Annotated in this window: 19 protein-coding genes and 1 tRNA gene; 10 read left to right on the forward strand and 10 right to left on the reverse strand. The window is 70.3% G+C overall.

Translation table 11 applies throughout. From position 1 onward, the window contains the following. The first annotated feature begins 153 nt into the window (after window positions 1–153). The 6 genes from ABT085_RS07095 (at window position 154) to ABT085_RS07120 (ending at window position 7,502) form a co-directional block, all read left to right on the forward strand. Window positions 154–660, forward strand: coding sequence for a hypothetical protein (locus ABT085_RS07095; protein WP_351603037.1), 507 nt, complete (start codon window positions 154–156; stop codon window positions 658–660). 958 nt (window positions 661–1,618) lie between these two features. After that, the gene (locus ABT085_RS07100; RefSeq protein WP_351603039.1) at window positions 1,619–2,845 is read left to right on the forward strand and encodes a branched-chain amino acid ABC transporter substrate-binding protein; all 1,227 of its coding nucleotides are present in this window, start codon (window positions 1,619–1,621) and stop codon (window positions 2,843–2,845) included. Between the two features lie 109 nt (window positions 2,846–2,954). Further along, window positions 2,955–3,887, forward strand: a complete 933-nt coding sequence (locus ABT085_RS07105) for a branched-chain amino acid ABC transporter permease (RefSeq protein WP_351603041.1) — start codon at window positions 2,955–2,957, stop codon at window positions 3,885–3,887. A gap of 5 nt (window positions 3,888–3,892) precedes the next feature. Beyond that, window positions 3,893–5,716, forward strand: a complete 1,824-nt coding sequence (locus tag ABT085_RS07110) for a branched-chain amino acid ABC transporter permease (protein WP_351603043.1) — start codon at window positions 3,893–3,895, stop codon at window positions 5,714–5,716. 5 nt (window positions 5,717–5,721) lie between these two features. After that, on the forward strand, window positions 5,722–6,789 hold the full coding sequence (locus ABT085_RS07115; protein WP_351603045.1) for an ABC transporter ATP-binding protein: 1,068 nt from the start codon (window positions 5,722–5,724) through the stop codon (window positions 6,787–6,789). Then, window positions 6,786–7,502, forward strand: a complete 717-nt coding sequence (locus ABT085_RS07120) for an ABC transporter ATP-binding protein (RefSeq protein WP_351603047.1) — start codon at window positions 6,786–6,788, stop codon at window positions 7,500–7,502. Before ABT085_RS07115 ends, ABT085_RS07120 begins: the two co-directional genes overlap by 4 nt. A gap of 82 nt (window positions 7,503–7,584) precedes the next feature. On the opposite strand, the gene ABT085_RS07125 is transcribed toward ABT085_RS07120, so the two are convergent. Next, a complete protein-coding gene (locus tag ABT085_RS07125; RefSeq protein ID WP_351603049.1) occupies window positions 7,585–8,241 on the reverse strand; it encodes an ANTAR domain-containing response regulator in 657 nt (218 codons plus the stop codon). A 100-nt stretch (window positions 8,242–8,341) separates the two neighbouring features. Between ABT085_RS07125 and ABT085_RS07130 the strand changes: the two genes are divergently transcribed. After that, window positions 8,342–8,416, forward strand: a tRNA-Leu gene (locus ABT085_RS07130). A 105-nt stretch (window positions 8,417–8,521) separates the two neighbouring features. After that, window positions 8,522–9,280: a transcriptional regulator gene (locus tag ABT085_RS07135; protein WP_351603051.1), complete on the forward strand. Its 759-nt coding sequence runs from the start codon at window positions 8,522–8,524 to the stop codon at window positions 9,278–9,280. A 10-nt stretch (window positions 9,281–9,290) separates the two neighbouring features. Here ABT085_RS07135 and pyk read toward each other — a convergent pair whose 3' ends face one another. Then, entirely contained in the window at window positions 9,291–10,727 is a 1,437-nt protein-coding gene (pyk, locus tag ABT085_RS07140) for a pyruvate kinase (protein ID WP_351603053.1), read from the reverse strand. A 129-nt stretch (window positions 10,728–10,856) separates the two neighbouring features. Then, window positions 10,857–11,597, reverse strand: a complete 741-nt coding sequence (locus ABT085_RS07145; RefSeq protein WP_351603055.1) for an SIMPL domain-containing protein — start codon at window positions 11,595–11,597, stop codon at window positions 10,857–10,859. A gap of 165 nt (window positions 11,598–11,762) precedes the next feature. Here ABT085_RS07145 and ABT085_RS07150 point away from each other — a divergent pair, with 165 nt between their 5' ends. Next, window positions 11,763–13,589, forward strand: coding sequence for a bifunctional metallophosphatase/5'-nucleotidase (locus ABT085_RS07150; protein WP_351603057.1), 1,827 nt, complete (start codon window positions 11,763–11,765; stop codon window positions 13,587–13,589). 111 nt (window positions 13,590–13,700) lie between these two features. Here the strand turns inward: ABT085_RS07150 and ABT085_RS07155 are convergent, their stop codons facing one another. From ABT085_RS07155 to ABT085_RS07175, 5 genes are all read right to left on the reverse strand, one after another. After that, entirely contained in the window at window positions 13,701–15,116 is a 1,416-nt protein-coding gene (locus tag ABT085_RS07155; protein WP_351603059.1) for a lysine N(6)-hydroxylase/L-ornithine N(5)-oxygenase family protein, read from the reverse strand. Next, a complete protein-coding gene (locus tag ABT085_RS07160; protein WP_351603061.1) occupies window positions 15,113–16,471 on the reverse strand; it encodes a pyridoxal phosphate-dependent decarboxylase family protein in 1,359 nt (452 codons plus the stop codon). Before ABT085_RS07160 ends, ABT085_RS07155 begins: the two co-directional genes overlap by 4 nt. Before the next feature lie 286 nt (window positions 16,472–16,757). Beyond that, window positions 16,758–19,253 carry an aminopeptidase N gene (gene pepN / locus ABT085_RS07165; protein WP_351603063.1) on the reverse strand — a complete coding sequence of 832 codons (2,496 nt, stop codon included), beginning with the start codon at window positions 19,251–19,253 and terminating at the stop codon, window positions 16,758–16,760. Window positions 19,254–19,309: 56 nt separating this feature from the next. Further along, window positions 19,310–19,855, reverse strand: a complete 546-nt coding sequence (locus tag ABT085_RS07170) for a response regulator (protein WP_351603065.1) — start codon at window positions 19,853–19,855, stop codon at window positions 19,310–19,312. A 141-nt stretch (window positions 19,856–19,996) separates the two neighbouring features. Beyond that, window positions 19,997–20,383, reverse strand: coding sequence for a chorismate mutase (locus ABT085_RS07175; protein WP_351603067.1), 387 nt, complete (start codon window positions 20,381–20,383; stop codon window positions 19,997–19,999). A gap of 195 nt (window positions 20,384–20,578) precedes the next feature. On the opposite strand from ABT085_RS07175, the gene ABT085_RS07180 reads away from it, so the two are divergent. Beyond that, complete coding sequence (locus ABT085_RS07180) at window positions 20,579–21,472, forward strand: hypothetical protein (protein WP_351603069.1); 894 nt, start codon at window positions 20,579–20,581, stop codon at window positions 21,470–21,472. 95 nt (window positions 21,473–21,567) lie between these two features. Here ABT085_RS07180 and ABT085_RS07185 read toward each other — a convergent pair whose 3' ends face one another. Together ABT085_RS07185 and ABT085_RS07190 are read right to left on the reverse strand one after the other, a co-directional pair. Beyond that, window positions 21,568–22,476, reverse strand: coding sequence for an SDR family oxidoreductase (locus ABT085_RS07185; RefSeq protein WP_351603071.1), 909 nt, complete (start codon window positions 22,474–22,476; stop codon window positions 21,568–21,570). After that, entirely contained in the window at window positions 22,473–23,279 is an 807-nt protein-coding gene (locus ABT085_RS07190; RefSeq protein ID WP_351603073.1) for an SDR family oxidoreductase, read from the reverse strand. Before ABT085_RS07190 ends, ABT085_RS07185 begins: the two co-directional genes overlap by 4 nt. Window positions 23,280–23,373: the final 94 nt, after the last annotated feature.

The raw sequence follows: 23,373 nt of genomic DNA on the forward strand, positions 1-23,373 counted from the left end.
CACGGGGCACGCGCCCGACGCCACGGACCGCCACCCCCGCGATGCGGGGCCGCCGCCTCCGCGGTCCACGGACATCGCCTCTGCGGTACGAGGCCTCCGCCTCCCCGGTGCGAGGCCGTTGCCCCTGGGCGCCGGGCGCCCTAGCGTCGGGGCATGGCAACGGGAGGGCCTCGACGCGACACGGCAGCACGCCTGCCGCGCCGCCGGCCGAGCCGCCACCCCGCCCTCACCCCCGCGCTCGCCCTCGCCGCCGGACTCGCGCTCCTGACAGGCGTGGCGGCGACCGGCTGTGACAGCGGCCCTCCCGGCCCCACCCGCGCACACGGCGCCTCCGGCCCGCCCTCCGCGTCCGGTGCGTCCGGTGGCACCACCGGGCGCGTCTCCCCGGCGCCCTCGGCCACCGCGCCCGAGGAACTGTGCACCCGTCTCGTCACCCACTGGGCCCGCCGGGCCCTGGACACCCCTACCTACGGTGACTATCAGTCGATGGGGCTGTCCAACGGCCAGTACGAGATCCTGCGCACGGCCGTGGACGCCGCGCGGGCCGAGAAGAAGCATCAAGGCGAGTCCGCGGCAATCGAGTTGATCGAACGTCAGACACGCAGCGCCTGCGCCGACCGGTACCGCTCCGGCGAACCGGACAAGGACCCCTGGCGGTGAGCGGCGGCGGCCCCGACGGCCCCGCAGGGGGCACCCCTCGCACAGCGGGCGGGATTCCCCGAACTCCCCCGGCCGGCACCGGCGGCCGGTGCCTTCCGAGCCACCCGCACCGGCTGAGCCTCCGTCAGGGCGGCCATCGCACCGCGCGCGCCGCCCCGTCGGCCGCCGACCCGTCCGGCCACAGCGGCCGCCCTCATGCGCCCCTGCCCACACAGCGTCAACACGCGTACCCGTACAGCGTCAACGCCCGTACCCCGCAAGGCCGTTCCCCGCACCGCCGTTCCCCGCCCGGACCGCGGTCGCGGCGCCCGTTCCGTCCCGCGCGCCACACCGCCCGGCGCACCGTCGCGGGGCTTGGGCCGGGAGGTGCCGCCGCAGGTCGAGTCCCGGCCGTCGGCCGTCGCGGACCGGCCGGGCCGGCCCTCCGCAGGACTCGCAACGGCGCCAGGCCAACAGACACTTTTCCGGACAAAAACCGGTTCAGCTCGCAAGATCGCCATCACCATGCATGTCACAGAATGCGGAAATGCGCCAAGAAACGCCGGTCCACCTTTCCCCGCCGTAACTCTACGTAATGCGCGCGCAATACAGGTTCCACGTTTAGCGCGGGCCCGGCGGTATACGCGCGACCCCTCGAAAGCCCTGCAAGTCGCCTGCGGCAACGATTTACGTCATCACCAAAACGCCTGAAGCACCTGGCTACTTCAAGGGCCATCCTGCAGGTTCTCACTATGCGGACAGGGCGAATCGGCCTGAATTCCACTGTTCCCCCCGCTCGGCACCGCTCTGCATTACCCCGTGTCATAACAAGAGCGTCACAGCCTTCGTCAGACCCTCCTCGACATTCCCTCCGCGCGCTTAGAGTCACGGCCAGTCACCGCGGCCGGAAACTCACTCCGGCCAGCGCTCGACTCGGCCCCTTCCAGGGGGGAGGGCCGCCCAGGGAAAGGACAAGAACGTGCGTCAACGTTCGCTCATCGCCATCACCGCCGCGCTGTCCGCGGGAGCACTCACCCTCACCGCCTGCGGTTCGCGTGACAGCGGCGACAAGAGCTCCGACAGCGGCGGCACCGTCGTCACCATCGGCGTGGACGCCCCGCTCACCGGCGACCTGTCCGCGCTGGGCCTCGGCATCAAGAACTCCGTCGACCTCGCCGCCAAGACGGCCAACAAGAAGAAGTACGTCGACGGCGTCACCTTCAAGATCGTCGCCAAGGACGACCAGGCGCAGCCCTCGTCCGGCCAGCAGAACGCCTCCGCCCTGGTCGCCGACAAGAGCGTCGTCGGCGTGGTCGGCCCGCTGAACTCCTCCGTGGCCGAGGCCATGCAGAAGGTCTTCGACGACGCCAAGCTCGTCGAGGTCTCCCCGGCCAACACCAACCCGGCGCTCACCCAGGGCACCAACTGGGCGACCAGCAAGGCCCGCACGTACAAGTCGTACTTCCGCACCGCGACCACGGACGCCATCCAGGGCCCGTTCGCCGCCCAGTACGTCTTCAACACCGCGAAGAAGAGCAAGGTCTTCGTCATCGACGACAAGAAGACCTACGGCGCCGGCCTCGCCGGTACCTTCACCAACGAGTTCAAGAAGCTCGGTGGCAAGGTCGTCGGCACCCAGCACATCAACCCCGACACCAAGGACTTCTCCGCGGTCGCCACCCAGGTCAAGAACTCCGGCGCCGACGTCGTCTACTACGGCGGCGAGTACCCGCAGGCCGGCCCGCTCAGCAAGCAGATCAAGGCCGCCGGCGCCAAGATCCCGCTGGTCGGCGGTGACGGCATCTACGCCGACGACTACCTCAAGCTCGGCGGCGCCTCCGCCGCGGGCGACCTCGCCACCTCCGTCGGCGCCCCGGTCGAGACCCTCGACTCCGCCAAGGAGTTCGTCGCCAACTACAAGGCCGGCGGCTACAAGGAGGAGTACGGCGCCTACGGCGGCTACTCCTACGACTCCGCCTGGGCGATCATCGAGGCCGTCAAGAAGGTCGTCGACGACAACGGCGGCAAGCTGCCCGACGACGCCCGCGCGAAGATCACCGCCGCCACCCAGAACGTCTCGTTCGACGGTGTGACCGGCAAGGTCTCCTTCGACGAGTTCGGCGACGCCACCAACAAGCAGCTCACCGTCTACGCCGTCGAGAACGGCGCGTGGAAGGCCGTCAACTCCGGCACCTACACCGGCTGACCCACCTCGCAACTCTGAGCCGCGCGGGGCGCTGTTCCACTGGCGCCCCGCGCGCACTCGCATCCGGCCCCACCCGTCGAAACATCCGAACCGTCTCGGAGGACATGCGGTGAACGAACTGCCGCAGCAGCTGGTCAACGGCCTGCTACTGGGATCCATGTACGGCCTGGTCGCCATCGGCTACACAATGGTCTATGGCATTGTCCAGCTCATCAACTTCGCCCACGGCGAGATCTTCATGACCGGAGCGTTCGGCGCTCTCACGGTCTACCTGTACATACTGCCTGACGGCACATCCATGATGATCGCCCTGCCGCTGATGCTGGTCGGCGCCGTCCTGGTCTCCGTCACCATCGCCGTTGGAGCGGAACGGTTCGCCTACCGCCCCCTCCGCAACGCACCACGCCTCGCCCCGCTCATCACCGCCATCGGCCTCTCGCTCGCCCTGCAGCAGGCCGTCTGGGCCTGGTACCCCGACGCCAAGTCGGCCATCGTCTTCCCCCAGATCGACGGCGGCCCCTTCAAGATCGGCAACGTCACCATCCAGACCGGTGACATCTTCCTGCTGATCGCGGCCCCCATCAGCATGGCCATCCTCGGCTACTTCGTGATGAAGACCCGCACCGGACGCGGCATGCAGGCCACCGCCCAGGACCCCGACACCGCGAAGCTGATGGGCGTCAACACCGACCGCATCATCGTGATCGCCTTCGCCCTCGGCGCCACCTTCGCCGCCGTCGGAGCCGTCGCCTACGGCCTCAAGTACGGCCAGATCGACTTCAAGATGGGCTTCCTGCTCGGCCTGAAGGCGTTCACCGCAGCCGTCCTCGGCGGCATCGGCAACATCTACGGAGCCATGATCGGCGGCCTCGTCCTCGGCGTCGCCGAGACCCTCGCCACCGCGTACATCGCCGACATCCCCGGTATGGACAAGTTCGGCAGCAACGCCTGGGCCGACGTCTGGGCCTTCGTACTCCTCATCCTCGTGCTGCTGTTCCGGCCCCAGGGCCTGCTCGGCGAGCGCGTCGCCGACAGGGCGTGACACCGATGACCACACAGACCACCGCACCCGAGACCCCCAGCACCCCGGCCACCACGCCGTCCGGTCTCATCGGCATCCCGCCGCAGATCGGCCGCGCACTGGCGACCGGCGGCGGCATCCTCACCGTCATCTCCACGTTCCTCGCCTGGACCTGGACCTCCGCCTTCCCCGGCGACCTCACCGTCTACGGCTACCCCGGCGGCCTCCAGGTCCTCGTCCTCATCGGCGGCGCCCTCACCACCCTCTTCGCCCTCGCCTCCTACGGCGTCAAGGGCCTGGGCTGGCTCGTCCCCGCCGGCGCCGACGGCGCCATCAAGTACGCCGCCCTCGCCACCTTCGCCACCGCCTGGTACACGGTCATCTCGATCAGCACCGACCTCGGCGGCGTCGTCAACCTCGAACCCGGCGGCTACCTCGTCGCCCTCGGCAGCCTCGCCGCCTTCCTCGGCGCCCTGGCCCTGCCCTTCGAGCACCCCGAGGCCGACCCGATCGACCCCGACGACACCGCCTGGGAGCACTCCAAGCACCAGGCCGCCCACCGGTGGGCCACGATCAAGGCCGCCTTCGCCGGCGGCAAGCCCCGCCCCGTCGGCACGCTCCCCTCGTACGTCGAGATCCTGATCATCGTCGCCGTCCTCGCCCTCGCCCTCGTCGTCTTCACCTACGGCATCGGCACCGAGTACGACGAACTGTTCATCGGCTTCCTGATCACCGCCGGCTTCGGCTTCGCCGCCCTCCACAAGTCCGGCCTGATCGCCCAGGCGTCGCAGATCACCGCCCGCCACCAGAACATCACCGTCTGCGGCGCCTTCGTCGCCGCCGCCGCGTTCCCCTTCACCCAGACCGACGACCAGTACGCGACCCTCGGCGTCTACATCCTCATCTTCGCCACCGTCGCCCTCGGCCTGAACATCGTCGTCGGCCTCGCCGGCCTCCTCGACCTCGGTTACGTCGCCTTCCTCGGCGTCGGCGCCTACGCCGCGGCCATGGTCTCCGGCTCCCCCAGCTCGCCGTTCCACGTGCACTTCCCGTTCTGGGCCGCCGCCCTCGTCGGCGCCGGAGCCTCGCTCGTCTTCGGCGTCCTCATCGGCGCCCCGACCCTGCGACTGCGCGGCGACTACCTCGCCATCGTGACCCTCGGCTTCGGAGAGATCTTCCGGATCACCGCCAACAACCTCGACGGCACCTCCGGCCCCGACGTCACCAACGGCTCCAACGGCATCTCGTCCATCCCGAACCTCGACATCCTCGGGTTCGACTTCGGCGCCGTCCACGACATCGCCGGCTTCCCCATCGGACGCTTCGCCAACTACTTCTTCCTGATGCTGATCATCACCGCCGTCGTCGTGCTCGTCTTCCGACGCAGCGGCAACTCCCGCATCGGCCGCGCCTGGGTCGCCATCCGCGAGGACGAGACCGCAGCCCTCGCCATGGGCATCAACGGCTTCCGCGTCAAGCTCATCGCGTTCGCCGTCGGCGCCTCCCTCGCCGGCCTCGCCGGCACCGTCCAGGCCCACGTCACCTACACCGTGACCCCCGAGCAGTACCTGTTCGCCGGCCCCATCCCGCCCAACTCCGCCTTCCTGCTCGCCGCGGTCGTCCTCGGCGGCATGGGCACCATCGGCGGCCCCCTCATCGGCGCCTCGCTGCTCTTCCTCATCCCCAACAAGCTCCAGTTCCTCGGCGACTACCAGCTCTTCGCCTTCGGTATCGCACTCATCCTGCTGATGCGCTTCCGTCCTGAGGGCCTCATCCCCAACCGACGCCGCCAGCTCGAGTTCCACGAAGACGCGGAAGCGCCCACCGTCCTCACCAAGGCAGGGGCCTGACCACCATGACCACCGACACCACCACCCAGGACACCACCCCCGGCGCCCCCGCCACCGGAGAGCCCGTCCTCGACGCCCGCGGCGTCACCATGCGCTTCGGCGGCCTCACCGCCGTGCGCAACGTCGACCTCACCGTCAACAGCGGCGAGATCGTCGGCCTCATCGGCCCCAACGGCGCCGGCAAGACCACCTTCTTCAACTGCCTCACCGGCCTCTACATCCCCACCGAGGGCGAGGTCCGCTACAAGGGCACGGTCCTGCCGCCCAAGTCCTTCAAGGTCACCGCCGCCGGCGTGGCACGCACCTTCCAGAACATCCGTCTCTTCGCCAACATGACGGTCCTGGAGAACGTGCTGGTCGGCCGCCACACCCGCACGAAGGAAGGTTTCTGGTCGGCTGTCCTGCGCCTGCCCGGATTCCACAAGGCCGAAGCCGCCTCCCGCGCCCGCGCCATGGAACTCCTGGAGTTCGTCGGCCTCGCCGACAAGGCCGAACACCTGTCCCGCAACCTCCCCTACGGCGAGCAGCGCAAGCTGGAGATCGCCCGCGCCCTCGCCAGCGACCCGGGCCTGCTCCTGCTCGACGAGCCCACCGCCGGCATGAACCCGCAGGAGACCCGGGCCACCGAGGAACTGGTCTTCGCGATCCGCGACATGGGCATCGCCATCCTCGTCATCGAGCACGACATGCGCTTCATCTTCAACCTCTGCGACCGCGTCGCCGTCCTCGTCCAGGGCGAGAAGCTCGTCGAGGGCGACAGCGCGACCGTGCAGGGCGACGAGCGCGTCGTCGCCGCCTACCTCGGAGAGCCCTTCGAGGGCGCCCCCGGCGCGGACGAGGCCGCCGAGGTCGCAGCGGCCGAGGCCGAGGCGGAGACCCCCGCGGCCGAGGCCCCCGAGGTCACGGCGGACGACACCGAGGCCGAGACCACCGCGGCCGAGGCCGAGGACGCCGAAGCCACCGACGCACCCGCCGACACCACGACGGACGCCGAGGACGCAGAGGACGCAGGAACCGCCGCGGACGCCGACACCCAGGCAGACACCGCGCCCGGCAAGGAGAACGACCGATGACCGCACTGCTCGAAGTCGAGGACCTCCGGGTCGCCTACGGCAAGATCGAAGCCGTCAAGGGCATCTCGTTCAAGGTCGAGGCCGGCGAGGTCGTCACCCTCATCGGCACCAACGGCGCCGGCAAGACGACCACCCTGCGCACCCTCTCCGGCCTGCTCAAGCCGGTCGGCGGCCAGATCAAGTTCAACGGCAAGTCGCTGAAGAAGATCCCCGCCCACCAGGTCGTCTCGCTGGGACTCGCCCACTCCCCCGAGGGGCGGCACATCTTCCCGCGCATGACCATCGAGGACAACCTGCGCCTCGGCGCGTTCCTGCGCAGCGACAAGCCCGGCATCGAGAAGGACATCCAGCGCGCCTACGACCTCTTCCCCATCCTGGGCGAACGTCGCAAGCAGGCCGCGGGCACCCTCTCCGGCGGTGAGCAGCAGATGCTCGCCATGGGCCGCGCGCTCATGTCCCAGCCCAAGCTGCTGATGCTCGACGAGCCCTCCATGGGCCTCTCGCCGATCATGATGCAGAAGATCATGGCGACCATCGCCGAGCTGAAGTCCCAGGGCATGACCATCCTGCTCATCGAGCAGAACGCCCAGGCGGCCCTCTCGCTCGCCGACCACGGCCACGTCATGGAGGTCGGCAACATCGTCCTCTCCGGCACCGGCCGCGACCTGCTGCACGACGAGTCGGTCCGCAAGGCGTACCTCGGCGAGGACTGATCCCAGGCCCTCACCGCACGACGAGGCCCGCACCCCCTGGTCCCAGGGAGCGCGGGCCTCGTCGTACATACGGCGGCGGAGCTCAGCCCTTCGCGGCCTTCTTCTCCTCGGCGTCCGCGATGACGGCCTCGGCGACCTGCTGCATCGACATCCGCCGGTCCATCGACGTCTTCTGGATCCAGCGGAACGCGGCCGGCTCGTTCAGCCCGTACTCGGTCTGGAGCACCGACTTCGCCCGGTCCACCAGCTTGCGCGTCTCCAGCCGCTGGGAGAGGTCCGCGATCTCCCCCTCCAGCGCCTTCAGCTCCGCGAAACGCGACACGGCCATCTCGATCGCCGGCACGACATCGCTCTTGCTGAACGGCTTCACCAGATACGCCATCGCACCGGCGTCCCGGGCCCGCTCCACGAGGTCGCGCTGCGAGAACGCGGTCAGCATCAGCACGGGCGCGATGCGCTCCTCGGCGATCTTCTCCGCGGCGGAGATACCGTCCAGCTTGGGCATCTTCACATCGAGGATGACCAGGTCCGGCTGGTGCTCGCGGGCGAGCTCGACGGCCCGCTCGCCGTCACCCGCCTCACCGACGACGGAGTAGCCCTCCTCCTCCAGCATCTCTTTGAGGTCGAGCCGGATCAGGGCCTCGTCCTCGGCGATGACGACACGGGTCGTCAGCGGAGGCACGTGCGACTGTTCGCCGTCGGGCGCGTCTACGGGCTGGGGCGACTCGGGGGCGGTCACGGGGGCTCCTCGTTCAGGGGCAGGGGTACTGCTGACAAGAGCCTACCTAGCTGCGGTAGGGTGGGTGCGCGAGGGGTTGGACTTTTCCTTCCTTTCAAAGGCCCCAGTACTCCAATCGGTTAGAGAGGCCGCTCTCAAACAGCGGACAGTGTGGGTTCGAATCCCACCTGGGGCACTTTTCCTTCCATTCAAAGGTTGCACCCGAAAGCGGATGTCCACATTCTCGTGAACATCCGCTTTTTGCTGCGTGGCGTCATCGCCCTCCACGCAGAGTGGCCGCATGTACGACATCAGCACCCGTGAGCGAACACTTGCCCTGGTGGCCCAGGGGCGCAGTCTGAACTCCGTCAGCAAGGAGACCGGGATCTCCCGGGCCGCGATCCGCTCGTGGCATACGCGGCTGGAGCCTCGGCGCGCCGGCCACGAGTGCCCTCGATGTCAGGGCCGGTCAGGTGCGCCTCGGAACCCGGCGGCGTACGCCTATCTCCTGGGCTTCTATCTCGGCGACGGTTGTATCAGCGCAGGCCGAAGAGGCGTGTACGCCTTGCGGATCGTGTGCGACAACGCTTGGCCCGGAATCATCGACGCCTGTGAGGCGGCGATGCGTGAGGTCCATCCGCTGAACCGTGTGTGCCGGGTCAGGAAGCAGGGCTGTGTCGCCGTCACCAGTTTCAGCAAGCACTGGACTTGCCTGTTCCCCCAGCACGGTCCCGGCAAGAAGCACGAGCGGCGTATCGTCCTCGAAGCCTGGCAGTGGGAGATCGTCGACGCCCACCCCTGGGACTTCGTGCGGGGGCTCATCCATTCCGACGGCTGCCGCGTCATCAACTGGACGACCCGCGTGATCGCTGGTGAGCGCAAGCGTTATGAGTATCCGCGGTATTTCTTCACCAACCTGTCGGAGGACGTCGTCCACTTGTTCACGCGGTCGCTCGACCTCGTGGGTGTCGAATGGAAGAAGGCGAACGTCCACAACATCTCCGTAGCCCGCAAAGCCTCCGTGGCCCTCATGGATGTCCACGTGGGGCCGAAGTACTGAGCCGCGCCGCCTACTTGGGGCTGTCGTCCTCGCCCACGTGGTGGACCCTGACCAGGTTCGTCGAGCCGGAGACGCCGGGCGGGGAGCCTGCCGTGATGACCACGATGTCGCCCTTGCGGCAGCGGCCGTACCGCAGCAGGAGTTCGTCGACCTGGGCCACCATCGCGTCCGTGGAGTCGACGCGGGGGCCGAGGAAGGTCTCCACGCCCCAGGTCAGGTTCAGCTGGGAGCGGGTGGCGGGTTCCGGGGTGAAGGCGAGGAGGGGGATCGGGGAGCGGTAGCGGGAGAGGCGGCGGACGGTGTCGCCGGACTGGGTGAAGGCGACCAGGAACCGGGCGCCGAGGAAGTCGCCGATCTCTGCGGCCGCGCGGGCGACCGCGCCGCCCTGGGTGCGGGGTTTGTTGCTGTCGGTCAGCGGCGGGAGGCCCTTGGCGAGGATGTCCTCCTCGGCGGCTTCGACGATCTTCGCCATGGTGCGGACGGTCTCGATGGGGTATTTGCCGACGCTCGTCTCGCCGGAGAGCATCACGGCGTCCGTGCCGTCGATGACGGCGTTGGCGACGTCGCTGGCTTCCGCGCGGGTGGGGCGGGAGTTGTCGATCATCGAGTCGAGCATCTGGGTGGCGACGATGACCGGTTTGGCGTTGCGCTTGGCGAGTTTGATGGCGCGCTTCTGGACGATCGGGACCTGTTCCAGGGGCATTTCCACGCCGAGGTCGCCGCGGGCGACCATGATGCCGTCGAAGGCGGCGACGATGTCGTCGATGTTGGTGACGGCCTGGGGCTTTTCGACCTTGGCGATGACGGGGAGGCGGCGGCCTTCCTCGTCCATGATGCGGTGGACGTCCAGGATGTCCTTGCCGCTGCGGACGAAGGAGAGGGCGACTACGTCGAAGCCGTTGTGCAGGGCCCAGCGCAGGTCGGCCTCGTCCTTCTTGGAGAGGGCGGGGACGGAGACGGCGACGCCGGGGAGGTTGAGGCCCTTGTGGTCGGAGACGAGGCCGCCTTCGATGACGGTGGTGTGGACGCGGGGGCCGTCGACGGAGGTGACTTCGAGGCATACCTTGCCGTCGTCGACGAGGATGCGTTCGCCGGTGGTGACGTCGTCGGCGAGGCCCTGGTAGGTGGTTCCGCAGCTGTTGCGGTCTCCTTGGGCGCCGTCCTCGACGGTGATGGTGAAGGTGTCGCCGCGTTCAAGGAGTACGGGGCCTTCGGTGAACCGGCCGAGGCGGATCTTCGGGCCCTGAAGGTCGGCGAGGAGGCCGACGCTGCGTCCGGTCTCGTCGGAGGCCCTGCGTACGCGCTGGTACCGCTCCTCGTGTTCGGCGTGTCCGCCGTGGCTGAGGTTGAAGCGGGCGACGTCCATTCCTGCGTCGACCAGGGCTTTGATCTGGTCGTACGAGTCGGTGGCGGGCCCGAGGGTGCAGACGATTTTTGCTCGGCGCATGGTTCGAGCCTAGGGCTTACCGGTCGGTAGGGGTTTTGGTGCTGCATGTCTACTCAACAACGCTTGCGTGAAAGGTTCTTGACGAGTGTTGAATGGGCGGCGGTGTGCTCCGATGAGCATGTGATCGGCTCAGAGCCGGGGTGGCCGGATGGTGAAACGGGCGTTGACGGAGGCGTGCAGGCGCTGGCGCTGGGGTTCGAGGTCGAGGGGTGCGGCGGTGGTCTCCTCGGTGGCGCCGGCGTAGGACATGGAGCGGATGCGGCCGGGGTGCTGGGGGTGGGTCGGCGGGCTGTTCTCGGCGCCGATGTCGGCGAGTTCGACGAGGGCGTGGAGTGTGGTGCCGAGGGCTTCGGCGTACTCGCGGGCGCGTTGGACGGCTTCGCGTACGGCTTTCTGGCGTACGTCGCGGTGGGCGGGTGAGTCGGGGCGCAGGGTCCACCAGGGGCCGTCGACGCTGGTGAGGTCGTGGTCGGCCAGGCGGCTGACGAGTTCGCCGAGGGCGGTGAAGTCGGTGAGTTCGGCGGTGGTGCGGACGGCGCCGTGGTAGGTGCGGACGCGTTCGCCGCGGCCGTGCCTGGTGAGTTCGGGGGTGATGGAGAAGGCGCCGGTCTCCAGGCGTTCGACGGCGTTGCCGTAGGTCTTGACGAGGTCGAGGACGGCTGTGTTGCGGCGGGTGAGGTCGTCGAGTGCGGTGCGTCGGTCCTTGCCGCGTGCGCCGACGGTGACGGTGATGCGGGCGATCTCGGGGTCGACTTCGAGGTGGGCTTCGCCGCGGACGGCGATGCGTGGGGCGTCGGGTGTGCCGTAGGCGGCGGCGGGTGGTGGGGTGTCCGGGTCGGTGGGGGCGGTGGGGTCCGAGGGGGTGGCCATACGTCCAACTCTGTCACCGGTTGGCCGATTTCGGGGTCGGAAGTCATAGGTCAGGTCACCGGATCGCAACCTGTTGGACCTGTTGCGGTCCGGCATGGAGGGACCAGAATCTACGCGCGCCAGAATCTACGCGCGTTGTTGTCCGTTCTTGGAGGAGAACCAGACATGCCGTTGGACCGTCGGAAGTTTCTGAAGAAGTCCGCCGTGACCGGGGCGGGGGTGGCGATCGGGGGCGCGGCGGCGGCTCCGGCGGCGCAGGCCGCGGAGTCGGCGTCGGCGAAGAAGCCGGCCGGGAAGCCGGTCAAGCAGCCGAAGCGGTATGCGCTGACCGTGATGGGCACGACCGATCTGCACGGGCACGTGTTCAACTGGGACTACTTCAAGGACGGGGAGTACTCCGACGCCAAGGGCAACACGATGGGCCTGGCGCGCATCTCGACCCTGGTGAACCAGATCCGCAAGGAGCGGGGGCACTGCAACACGCTGCTGCTGGACGCGGGTGACACCATCCAGGGCACGCCGCTGACGTACTACTACGCGAAGGTCGACCCGATCACCGCCAAGGGCGGTCCGGTGCACCCGATGGCGCAGGCGATGAACGCGATCGGGTACGACGCTGCGGCGCTGGGCAATCACGAGTTCAACTACGGCATCGAGACGCTGCGGAAGTTCGAGAGCCAGCTGCGCTTCCCGCTGCTCGGTGCGAACGCGGTGGACGCGAAGTCGCTGAAGCCGGCGTTCCCGCCGTACTTCATCAAGGAGTTCCACGTTCCGGGTGCTCCGCCGGTGAAGGTCGCGGTGCTGGGTCTGACGAACCCGGGTATCGCGATCTGGGACAAGGCTTATGTGCAGGGGAAGTTGGCGTTCCCCGGCCTGGAGGAGCAGGCGGCGAAGTGGGTGCCGAAGCTGAAGTCGATGGGTGCGGACGTGGTGGTCGTCTCGGCACACTCGGGCGCTTCGGGTACGTCGTCGTACGGTGACCAGCTGCCGTACGTGGAGAACGCGGCCGCCAATGTGGCCAGGCAGGTGCCGGGTATCGACGCGATCCTGGTCGGGCACGCGCATCTGGAGATCCCGGAGCTGAAGGTCGTCAACGAGGCGACGGGCCGTACGGTCGTGCTGTCGGAGCCGCTGTGCTTCGCCGAGCGGCTGACCCTGTTCGACATCGGGCTGGTGTTCGCGAAGGGCCGGTGGGAGGTCGAGTCGGTGGCGGCGTCGCTGCTGAACTCGAACACGGTCGCGGACGACCCGAAGATCACCAGGCTGCTGGCCGACGAGCACGCGAAGGTGGTGGCGTACGTCAACCAGGTGGTCGGCACGGCGACCGCGACGCTGACGACGGTCGACGCCCGGTACAAGGACGCCCCGATCATCGATCTGATCACCAAGGTCCAGGAGGACGTGGTGAAGGCGGCGCTGGCGGGTACGTCGTACGCGTCGCTGCCGGTGATAGCGCAGGCCTCGCCGTTCTCGCGGACGTCGGAGATCCCGGCCGGGGATGTGACGATCCGGGGTCTGTCGAGCCTGTACGTGTACGACAACACGCTGGTGGCGAAGTTGCTGACGGGTGCGCAGGTGCGGGCGTACCTGGAGTACTCGGCGGAGTACTTCGTGCAGACGGCGGTGGGTGCGGTGGTCGACACGGAGGCGCTGACGAACGCGAACGGCCGGCCGGACTACAACTACGACTATGTGTCGGGTCTGGTGTACGACATCGACATCGCGCAGCCCGCGGGTTCGCGGATCAAGAACCTGACGTACAACGGTGCGGCGCTGGACGACGCGCAGCAGTTCGTGCTGGCGGTGAACAACTACCGTGCCAATGGCGGCGGTGCGTTCCCGTACGTGGCGTCGGCGCCGGAGTTGTGGTCGGAGTCGACGGAGATCCGGACGCGGATCGCGGAGTGGGTGACGGCGAAGGGTGTGCTGGACCCGAAGGACTTCGCGTCGGTGGACTGGAAGCTGACCCGTGAGGGCACGCCGGTCTTCTGACCGTAGGGGTTCCCGGCGCCGGGGGTGTCGCGGGGTGGTCGTAGGCCGACGGCGGCGTTCTTCTCGGGCGCCGCCGTCGTCGTGTTTCCGGCCGGTTCGGCTGTGGTGGGGTCAGCGGTGTTCGGCGAGGTGGGTGAGGGTTTCGGACCGGCGGGCCTGGGGGATCCGGGGGTGTGGTTCGAGTCCGAAGGTGGTGAAGGCGGTGCGGGCCGGGAGGGGGTAGGTCTCCTTTCCGGTGAGGGAGTTGAGGATGGCGGCGCTGCGCCAGGCGGCGAGGCCGAGGTCGGGGGTGCCGACGCCGTGGGTGTGCAGTGCGGCGTTCTGGATGTAGGCGTGGCCGGTGACGGCCGGGTCGAGGACGAGGCGGAAGTGCTCGTCGACGCGGGGGCGTTCACGGTTGTCGCGGCGCAGGTAGGGGTCGAGTCCGGCGAGGATGGGTTCCAGGGGGCGTTGCCGGTGGCCGGTGGCGAGGACGACGGCGTCGGTGGTGAGGCAGGTGCGGTTGCCCTGCTGGATGTGTTCCAGGTGGAGTTCGATCCTGGTGATGCCGACGCCGACGCGGCCGGCGGTGCGGACGTGGACGCCGGGGGTGAGGACGGCCTGGGGCCAGCCGCCGTGCAGGGTGCGGCGGTAGAGCTCGTCGTGGATGGCGGCGATGGTGTCGGTGTCGATGCCCTTGTGGAGCTGCCACTGGCTGGTGACGAGCCGGTCGCGGGTGGTTTCGTCGAGGCTGTGGAAGTAGCGGGTGTAGTCGGGGGTGAAGTGCTCCAGGCCGAGTTTGGAGTACTCCATCGGGGCGAACGCCTCGGTGCGGCCGATCCAGTGGATGCGGTCGCGGCCGGGTGCGCGGTGGCGTAGCTGGTCGAGGAAGATCTCGGCGCCCGACTGTCCGGAGCCGACGACGGTGATGTGGTCGGCGGCGAGGAGGCTCGCCCGGTGGGTGAGGTAGTCGGCGGCGTGGACGACGGGTACGCCGGGGGCGTCGGCGAGGGGTCTGAGCGGTTCGGGTACGTGGGGTTCGGTGCCGATGCCGAGGACGATGTTGCGGGCGTGGGTGCGGCCGGGGGCCGCGGCGGTGCCGTCGTGGCCGAGTCGGGTGAACTCGATTTCGAAGAGGTCGCGTCCGGGGTTCCAGCGGACGCTGTCGACCTGGTGGCGGAAGTGCAGGCCGGGGAGGTGGTCGGCGACCCAGCGGCAGTAGGCGTCGTATTCGGCGCGCTGGATGTGGAAGCGCTCGGCGAAGTAGAAGGGGAAGAGGCGCTCGCGGGCCTTGAGGTAGTTGAGGAAGGTCCAGGGGCTGGTGGGGTCGACGAGGGTCACGAGGTCCGCGAGGAAGGGGACCTGGATGGTGGCGCCGTCGATGAGGAGGCCGGGGTGCCAGTCGAAGGCGGGGCGCTGTTCGTAGAAGACGGCGTCGAGTTCGGGGAGGGGGTGGGCGAGGGCGGCGAGGGAGAGGTTGAGGGGGCCGATGCCGATGCCGACGAGGTCGCGGGGTGCTGCGGGCTCGTGGTGTGGGGGGTGGGTCATCTGGGGGTGGTTCCTTCCACGAGGTCGACGAGTGCGGTGAGGTCGTCGGGCCGGGTGTGGGGGTTGAGGAGGGTGGCTTTGAGCCAGAGGCGGCCGTCGAGGTGGGCGCGGCCGAGGACGGCGCGGCCCTGGTGGAGCAGTTGTCGGCGGATGCCGGCGACGGTGGTGTCGGTGGCGTCGGTGGGGCGGAAGAGGACGGTGCTGATGGTGGGGCGGTCGTAGAGCTCGAAGCGGGGGTGGGCCTCGAGGAGTTCGGCGAGTGCGGCGGCGTGGGCGCAGACCTGGTCGACGAGGGCTCCCAGGCCGGTTCTGCCGAGGGTCCCGAGGGTGACGGCGATCTTGAGGATGTCGGGTCGGCGGGTGGTGCGCAGGGAGCGTCCGAGGAGGTCGGGGAGGCCTGCTTCGGTGTCGTCGTCGGCGTTGAGGTAGTCGGCGTGTTGGTGCAGTGCGGTGAGGTCGTGGGGGTCCTGTACGGCGAGGAGGCCGGCGGCGACGGGTTGCCAGCCGAGTTTGTGCAGGTCGAGGGTGACGGTGTGGGCGGCGTCGAGGCCTGCGAGGGCGGTGCGGTGGCGGTCGCTGAACAGGAGGCCGCCGCCGTAGGCGGCGTCGATGTGGAGCCGGGCGCCGTGGGTGGTGCACAGGCCGGCGATCTCGGGCAGCGGGTCGATGAGGCCGGCGTCGGTGGTTCCGGCGGTGGCAGCGACGAGGAGGGGGCCGTGGAGTTCGGTGAGGGCCTCGTCGAGGGCGGCCGGGTCGAGGGTGCCTGCGGGGGCGGGGACGACGACGGGGTCGGGCAGTCCGAGCAGCCAGGCGGCGCGGGGCAGGGAGTGGTGGGCGTTGGCTCCGTGGACCAGCCGCAGGCCGGCGCCGTGGGTCTCCCGGGCGAGGAGCAGGGCGAGTTGGTTGGCCTCGGTGCCGCCGGTGGTGACGAGGGCGTCGGTGAGTCCGGCGAGACGGGCGAGCGCGCGGGAGACCCGGGCTTCGAGTTCTGAGGCCGCGGGTGCCTGGTCCCAGGAGTCGAGGGAGGGGTTGAGGACGCTGACGGCGAGGTCGGCGGCGGTGGCGACGGCGAGCGGTGGGCAGTGCAGATGGGCGGCGCACAGGGGGTCCGCGGGGTCGGCGGCGCCCTCGGCGAGGGCGTGTACGAGGGTGCGCAGGGCGTCGGGGTCGCCGTGGTCGGGCAGGACGTCCTTGACGGCGTCGGTGAGGCGGGCGGCGACCGCGGGTGGTCCGCCGGCGGGCAGCGGGCCGCCGCGGGCCCGGCCGCCGTCGCGCAGGGCGTCCAGGACGGTGTCGAGCAGCGGCCGCAGGGCTTGGTGTCCGTCGGGGCCTGAGGCGAGCGGCGGCGTGCTCATGATGCTCCTCCGGGGCGCGGGGCAGGGGAGCATCGGCTTGTGCGCGGATGCTGCGGCGCGTCCGAAGAACCCAACGATCGGAACCCGTTCGGGGGTACTCCCGGGCGGGGAAATCGTGTCGGGACGCAGGCGGGGCGCCGGGCCGGGGCGGGCGCGCCGGGAGGTGAAGGGGGCGGACCCCGCCGTGTAGGTGGTGGGGCCCGCCCGGGTGGTGCGCCGGCGGTGGTGCGTCCGTGGTCGTGTGCCGGAGGTGTGCCGGTGTTGCGCTGCCGGTGGGTCGGTGGTGTTAGGCCTGCCGGACCCGCAGGGCTCGGGCGAGGTCGTCGTGCTGGTCGACGAGTTTGCGGCGCAGGGCCGGGGTGGGGTCGGCGTCGCGCAGGCACTCCTCGCCCAGGCGCAGGGTGTCGGCGTGGACGGCGACGGCGGGGAACGCCCAGCGGCCCGCGGCCTCGGCGATGGCGGGGCCGCGGCGGGCGGCGACGGCGACGGCGTCCTGGAAGTAGCGCGGGATGTACTCCCCTACGAGGTCGGCCTGTTCGGGCTGCCAGAACCCCTGGGCGGTAGCGGTGAACAGGTAGTTGGACAGGTCGGTCGTCTCGTCGGTGGCGAACATCGCGTCCCAGGCGGCGCGTTTGGCGCGGGGGTCGGGCAGGGCGGCGCGGCAGCGGGCGGCGCCTTCCTGTCCGGTGGCGCTGGGGTCCTGGCGGAGTTCGGCGTCGATGGCGGTGTCGTCGATCGCGCCGAGGACGGCGAGCCGGGCGAGGATGCGCCAGCGCAGTTCGGGGTCGAGTTCGGGGCCGCCGGGGACGGTTCCGTCGGCGAGCCAGGCGCTGAGGGTGTCCGGGTGGGCGGCGGCGTCGATGAAGTGGCGTACGGCGACCAGGCGCAGGCCGGGGTTGTCGCCGTCCTCGGTGCGGCGGATGAGGTCGCGGCAGAGGCTTCTGAGGGTGGCGAGGGCGGCGGGGCGCTCCTCGGGCGTGAGGTAGCGGTCGGCGATCTGGCCGGCGGCGAAGGCGAGGACGCCCTGGACGAGGGCGAGGTCGTTCTCGCGCGGGAGGTGGGTGTGGGCGGTCTCCAGGTAGGCGGAGGGCGGGAGTTCGCCGTCGCGTACGCAGTCGCGCAGGGCGTTCCAGACGACCGCGCGGGTCAGCGGGTCGGGCAGGCCGGACAGGCCGGTGCGGATGGTCTCGAAGGACTCGGGGTCGAAGCGGATCTTGGCGTAGGTGAGGTCGCCGTCGTTGAGGAGCAGCAGTGCGGGGCGCTTGCCGATGGCCTGGGGGGTGGTCTGCGGGATGTCGAGGTCGAGGCGTCCGCGCAGCGTGAGGCAGCCCTGGTCGTCGCCGTGGTCGCGGTCGTAGAGGCCGACGGAGATGCGGTGGGGGCGGCTGCCGGTGTGCCGGACGGTCAGGGTGCGGGTGCCGTCGGCGTCGGCGGTGACGTCCGGGGTGATGGTGTCGACTCCGGTGGTGCGCAGCCAGGCGTCGGCCCAGGCGTGGACGTCGCGGTCGGTGTTCGCGGCGAGGGAGTCGATGAAGTCGGCGAGGGTGGCGTTGGCGAAGCGGTGGCGGGCGAAGTGGGTGTTGATGCCGGCCAGGAAGTCCTTCTCGCCGAGCCAGGCGACGAGTTGGCGCAGTGCGGAGGCGCCCTTGGCGTAGGAGATGCCGTCGAAGTTGAGGAGTGCGGAGGCGGTGTCCTCGACGGCTTCGGGGGCGACGGGATGGGTGGAGGGGCGCTGGTCGGCCTCGTAGCCCCAGGCCTTGCGGGCGACGCCGAATTCGGTCCAGGTGCCGGTGAAGCGGGTGGCTTCGGTGAGGGTCTGGTAGCCCATGTACTCGGCGAAGGACTCGTTCAGCCAGATGTCGTCCCACCACTGGAGGGTGACGAGGTCGCCGAACCACATGTGGGCCATCTCGTGGGCGATGACCATGGCGCGGGTCTGCCGCTCGGTGTCGGTGACGGCGGAGCGGTAGACGAAGTCGTCGCGGAAGGTGACCAGGCCGGGGTTCTCCATGGCGCCGGCGTTGAACTCGGGGACGAACGCCTGGTCGTAGGAGTCGAAGGGGTAGGGCTCCTCGAACTTCTCGTGGTAGCGGTCGTAGCACTGCCTGGTGATGTCGAGGAGTTCCTCGGCGTCCGCGTCGAGGTGGGGGGCGAGGGAGCGGCGGCAGTGGATGCCGAAGGGCAGGCCGCGGTGCTCGGTGCGTACGGAGTGCCAGGGGCCGGCGGCGACGGCGACGAGGTAGGTGGAGATGAGGGGGGTGGGGGCGGCCTGCCAGCGGCCTTCGCCGAGGTGCTCGGTGACGCTGTTGGCCAGGACGCTCCAGCCTTCGGGGGCCCGGACGGTCAGGTCGAAGACGGCCTTGAGGTCGGGCTGGTCGAAGGCGGCGAAGACGCGCTGCACGTCGTCCATGAACAGCTGGGTGTAGAGGTAGGTCTCGCCGTCGGTGGGGTCGGTGAAGCGGTGCATGCCCTCGCCGGTGCGGGAGTAGCGCATGCGGGCGTCGACGCGCAGTTCGTGCTCGCCGGTGGTGAGGTTCTTCAGGGGCAGCCGGTTGCCGTCGAGGCCGGCCGGGTCGAGGGGCTGTCCGTCGAGGGTGGCGGAGCGCAGTTCGGCGGGCTTGAGCTCGACGAAGGTGTCCGCCTCCGAGCGGGCGGTGAACCTGATGACGGTCACGGACCCGAAGGTGTCGTCGCCGGTGGTCAGATCGAGTTCGATCGTGTAGCGGTGGACGTCGAGGAGCCGGGCACGGGTCTGCGCTTCGTCGCGCGTCAGTACGGACATGAACGACATGCTGCCTGATGGCGTCGGAATGGCACAGTGGCGGTTCGGTACGTTCCCTATGTCCCCTCGCGCGCCGGAGCCGCCCAAGGTGTGTCGCGTTGGGGTGGAACGCGGGCGTCCAGGTGGGTCGGTCCGGTCCGTGGGAGGTGGTCCGAGGGGTCGGTGCGGTCCTTGAGGAGGGTGCGCAGGTCGCGGACCTCCTGCTCCAGGGTCAGCTCGCGGCGGCGGGCGTCGTAGAGGTAGCGGATCTTGGTGCGCAGGGCCCAGGGGTCGACGGGTTTGGCGACCAGGTCGGCGACGCCGAGCGCGAAGGCGGCGGCGGTGAGTTCGGGGTCGGGGCCGAAGCCGGTGAGCAGGACGACGGGAATGTGCTGGGTCTGTTCGACGCGGCGCATGTAGCGCACGACGTCCAGGCCCTCGACGCCGGACATGCGCACGTCGAGCAGGAGCAGTCCGACCCGGCCGCGCAGTATCTGTTTCAGTGCCGCGTCGCCGCTGGTGGCGCGGCTGATCCGGTGGCCGAGCGGGGCGAGGGTGTTCTCCAGGGCGTAGAGGGTGTCCTCGTGGTCGTCGACGATGAGGATCGCGTCATCCGACGGCATGGCCCGACGTCCCTCCCGCGGTGGGACCACCAGCTGGCGTCCGGGGTGCTGACGCGCTGTGCCCGCCGGTTGACGAGCGGTGCACAGCGCAGCATGCCTCGGACGGGTGCCCGTGTCACCTCCCGGCGGGGCGGACCGGCGTCAATCGGCCGTCGTGGGGGTGCCGTTCGTGGGGGTGCCGTTGACGGTGGTGCCGTTGGCGTTGGCGGTGGCGTCCGCGATGCGTTCGTGGTGGCGGATGACCTCGGCGACGATGAAGTTGAGGAACTTCTCGGCGAAGGCGGGGTCGAGTTTGGCGTTCTCGGCGAGGGTGCGCAGCCGGGCGATCTGCCGGGCCTCGCGGTCGAGGTCGGCGGGGGGCAGCTGGTGTGCGGCCTTGAGGTGGCCCACCTGCTGGGTGCACTTGAAGCGTTCGGCGAGCATGTGGACGACGGCGGCGTCGATGTTGTCGATGCTGTTGCGCAGCCGGTCGAGTTCCTCGCGGACGGCGGGGTCGATGCCGCCGTCGCCGGTGGGACTGGTGGTCATGGGCATTCACCCTACGCGGCGCCGCCCGCGGGCGGCCTACGGCCTCCTCCGGTACGGACGGGACGGGGCGGGGCGAGTGGCGGGGTCCGGGACGGGCGGCGGGGCCGCGGATGCCGGGAGCCGGCAAGCGGTGGGGGTATTCCGCGCGCGGGCTCGTAGAGTGGAAGCGGGATCAGGCGTCTTGGGGGTGCGGGCGTGGCGAACGGCGGACCGGTCGAGCACGGCTACCCGCATCTGGAGACGGTGCGGGCCGCGGTCACCGCGCTGTACCGGCGGCTGTCGTACGACACGATCCAGACCTTCGCGACGAGTGTGGCGCCGGTCGACGTGGCGTTCTGCGACACCGACGATCTTCATCTGGGTACCCAGCGCGTGGCGCGTGAGCTGGTGCGCCACTACCGGCTGCCGGATGCCCGGATGATCGTCGGCTTCCGGGAGATGGAACACGCGGCGCACATCGAGCTGGCCGCGGGTCCGGAGTACTTCGTGGAGCTGAACGACCGGTTCCGTACCCATCGCAGGGACATCGGCGCGGCACTGGCCCACGAGATCATGCACGTGTATCTGCACCGGCTGGATCTGTCCTTCCCCGGCACGCGGGACAACGAGATCCTCACGGACACGGCGACGACCTATCTGGGTGCGGGCTGGCTGCTGCTGGACGCGTTCCGGGAGGACGCGGTGACCTCGCAGAAGCTGGGTTATCTCACGCCGGAGGAGTTCGGGTACGTGCTGGCCAAGCGCGCGCTGCTGTTCGGCGAGGACCCGTCGACGTGGTTCACCAGCGCGCAGGCGTACGAGGCGTACACGCGGGGCATGGCGCAGGCGCGCCGGGACGAGCAGCAGCCGCCGCTGACGGCGGCGGGCTGGGCGGGCCGGCGGCGTTACGCCCGGGACCGCCGGCACGCCCAGGACCGGGGGCCGGCCGTCGGGTCCGGCACCGCCTACGCGTTCACTCCGGACGGCCGGGGGCCGCTTCGGGTGTCGTTCCCGTGCCCGACCTGCCATCAGCGGATCAGGGTGCCGGTGCGGGGGCGGGTGCGGGCGCGGTGCGCGCTGTGCCGGACGGTGCTGGAGTGCGACACGTAGACCTCACGTCACGTGGGCCGCACGGCGTACCCGGGCCGGGCGGCGGGCGCCCCGGTACGCGAGGGGCACGGCGCGTCCGGGCCGGACGGTGGATGTCACCGGCTTCCGTACACCGTGCCCGGCGGCTGTGCGTCCTTGATCAGCCGTCGTACGGCCTCCCCCGCCTCCTCCGGCCGCCACCGCTGCTCGCCGGCCGCCGTGGGGCCGGTCCGCCAGCCCTCCATGACAGTGATCCGGCCTCCTTCGGCCTCGAAGACCCGCCCGGTGACACCGGCGCTGGCGGCCGAGCCCAGCCAGACGACCAGGGGTGAGACGTTCTCGGGGGCCATCGCGTCGAAGCCCGCTTCCGGCGCCGTCATGGCCTGCGCGAAGGTGTCCTCGGTCATTCTCGTCCGGGCCGCGGGCGCGATCGCGTTGACCTGGACGCCGTAGCGGCTCAGTTCGGCCGCCGCGACCAGCGTCAGGGCGAGGATGCCGGCCTTCGCCGCGCTGTAGTTGCCCTGTCCGACCGAGCCCAGCAGCCCGGCACCGCTGCTGGTGTTGACGATCCGGGCCTCGGGGGTGCGCCCGGCCCGGGTCTCCCGACGCCAGTGCGCGGCCGCGTGCCGCAGCGGCAGGAAGTGTCCCTTGAGATGGACGCGGACGACCGCGTCCCAGTCGTCCTCGTCGAGGTTGACCAGCATCCGGTCCCGCAGGAACCCCGCGTTGTTGACGAGGGTGTCGAGCCTGCCGTACGTCTCCAGAGCGACCCGGACCAGTGATGCCGCGCCCTCGGTCGTGGCGATGTCGCCGGCGTGCGCGACGGCGTGTCCGCCGGCCGCCCGGATCTCGTCCACGACGCAGGCCGCGGGGCTGCCGGAGCCCGGTGCGCCGTCCAGGCCGACCCCCAGGTCGTTGACGACGACCCGGGCTCCTTCGGCGGCGAAGGCGAGCGCGTGCGCCCGCCCGAGGCCTCGTCCGGCACCGGTGACGACGACGACCCGTCCCGCGCAGATTCCGCTCATCCTGTTCCCTTTCCTCGGCTGTCCCGGTCGGCTGTGGCGGCGTCCAGGAAGGCGGGCCGCTCCCCGCCCCCGTGCACGAGCAGGCTCGCCCCGCTGATGTAGGCGGCGGCGTCGGAGGCGAGGAAGACGGCGGCCGCGCCGATGTCGTCGGGTACGGCCAGCCGTCCGAGCGGGACGGTGCGCGCGACCGCCTCGACGGCTTCCTCCCCGCCGTAGTGGAGGTGGGACAGCTCGGTGCGGACCATGCCGACGACGAGCGTGTTGACGCGCACGTGCGGCGCCCATTCCACCGCCATGGAGCGGGCCAGGTGCTCCAGTCCCGCCTTGGCCGCCCCGTAGGCCGCCGTGCCCGGCGAGGGGCGGCTGCCGCTGACGCTGCCGACCATCACGACGGCGCCCCGGGCCCGTCTGAGGTGGTCGTACGCGGCGAGCGACGCGGTCAGCGGGGCGAGGAGGTTCAGTTCGACGACCCGCGCGTGCCGCTCGGCGTCCGCGTCTGCCAGCAGCCGGTACGGTGCCCCGCCCGCGTTGTTGACGAGGACGTCGAGCCGGGGAAGCGCGTCGAAGAAGGCCCGTACGGCGGGCGGGTCGCGCAGGTCCAGCGGGACGAACTCCACGCCTGGCGCGGGCTCTTCGGGCGGCGGTCTGCGGGCGCAGGCCACCACTCGTGCCCCGGCCGCCGCGAACGCCCGGACGATGCCCGCGCCCACGCCCCGGGTGCCGCCGGTCACCACCACCGTGCGGCCGCTCAGGTGCGAAGAGTGCGAAGAGTGCGAGGGGTGCGCAGGGTGCGAGTTGTCCACAGGGCCTCCCGCCGCGATCCGTCGGCTGCTAGCTTCGAAGCCTCACACCTAACAAATGTTTGGTGGAATAGCGGCTGGGTGGAAAGGTAGCTGA

The sequence above is a fragment of the Streptomyces sp. NPDC002265 genome (genome assembly GCF_040296125.1).
In the GTDB taxonomy this organism is placed as follows: domain Bacteria; phylum Actinomycetota; class Actinomycetes; order Streptomycetales; family Streptomycetaceae; genus Streptomyces.

Excerpts from the sequence above, each read along its gene's own strand:
- ABT085_RS07095 (WP_351603037.1), top strand. The coding sequence starts at position 154 with ATGGCAACGGGAGGGCCTCGACGCGACACGGCAGCACGCCTGCCGCGC.
- ABT085_RS07110 (WP_351603043.1), top strand. The coding sequence starts at position 3,893 with ATGACCACACAGACCACCGCACCCGAGACCCCCAGCACCCCGGCCACC.
- ABT085_RS07115 (WP_351603045.1), top strand. The coding sequence starts at position 5,722 with ATGACCACCGACACCACCACCCAGGACACCACCCCCGGCGCCCCCGCC.
- ABT085_RS07120 (WP_351603047.1), top strand. The coding sequence starts at position 6,786 with ATGACCGCACTGCTCGAAGTCGAGGACCTCCGGGTCGCCTACGGCAAG.
- ABT085_RS07135 (WP_351603051.1), top strand. The coding sequence starts at position 8,522 with ATGTACGACATCAGCACCCGTGAGCGAACACTTGCCCTGGTGGCCCAG.
- pyk (WP_351603053.1), bottom strand. The coding sequence starts at position 10,727 with ATGCGCCGAGCAAAAATCGTCTGCACCCTCGGGCCCGCCACCGACTCG.
- ABT085_RS07145 (WP_351603055.1), bottom strand. The coding sequence starts at position 11,597 with ATGGCCACCCCCTCGGACCCCACCGCCCCCACCGACCCGGACACCCCA.
- ABT085_RS07150 (WP_351603057.1), top strand. The coding sequence starts at position 11,763 with ATGCCGTTGGACCGTCGGAAGTTTCTGAAGAAGTCCGCCGTGACCGGG.
- ABT085_RS07155 (WP_351603059.1), bottom strand. The coding sequence starts at position 15,116 with ATGACCCACCCCCCACACCACGAGCCCGCAGCACCCCGCGACCTCGTC.
- ABT085_RS07160 (WP_351603061.1), bottom strand. The coding sequence starts at position 16,471 with ATGAGCACGCCGCCGCTCGCCTCAGGCCCCGACGGACACCAAGCCCTG.
- pepN (WP_351603063.1), bottom strand. The coding sequence starts at position 19,253 with ATGTCCGTACTGACGCGCGACGAAGCGCAGACCCGTGCCCGGCTCCTC.
- ABT085_RS07170 (WP_351603065.1), bottom strand. The coding sequence starts at position 19,855 with ATGCCGTCGGATGACGCGATCCTCATCGTCGACGACCACGAGGACACC.
- ABT085_RS07175 (WP_351603067.1), bottom strand. The coding sequence starts at position 20,383 with ATGACCACCAGTCCCACCGGCGACGGCGGCATCGACCCCGCCGTCCGC.
- ABT085_RS07185 (WP_351603071.1), bottom strand. The coding sequence starts at position 22,476 with ATGAGCGGAATCTGCGCGGGACGGGTCGTCGTCGTCACCGGTGCCGGA.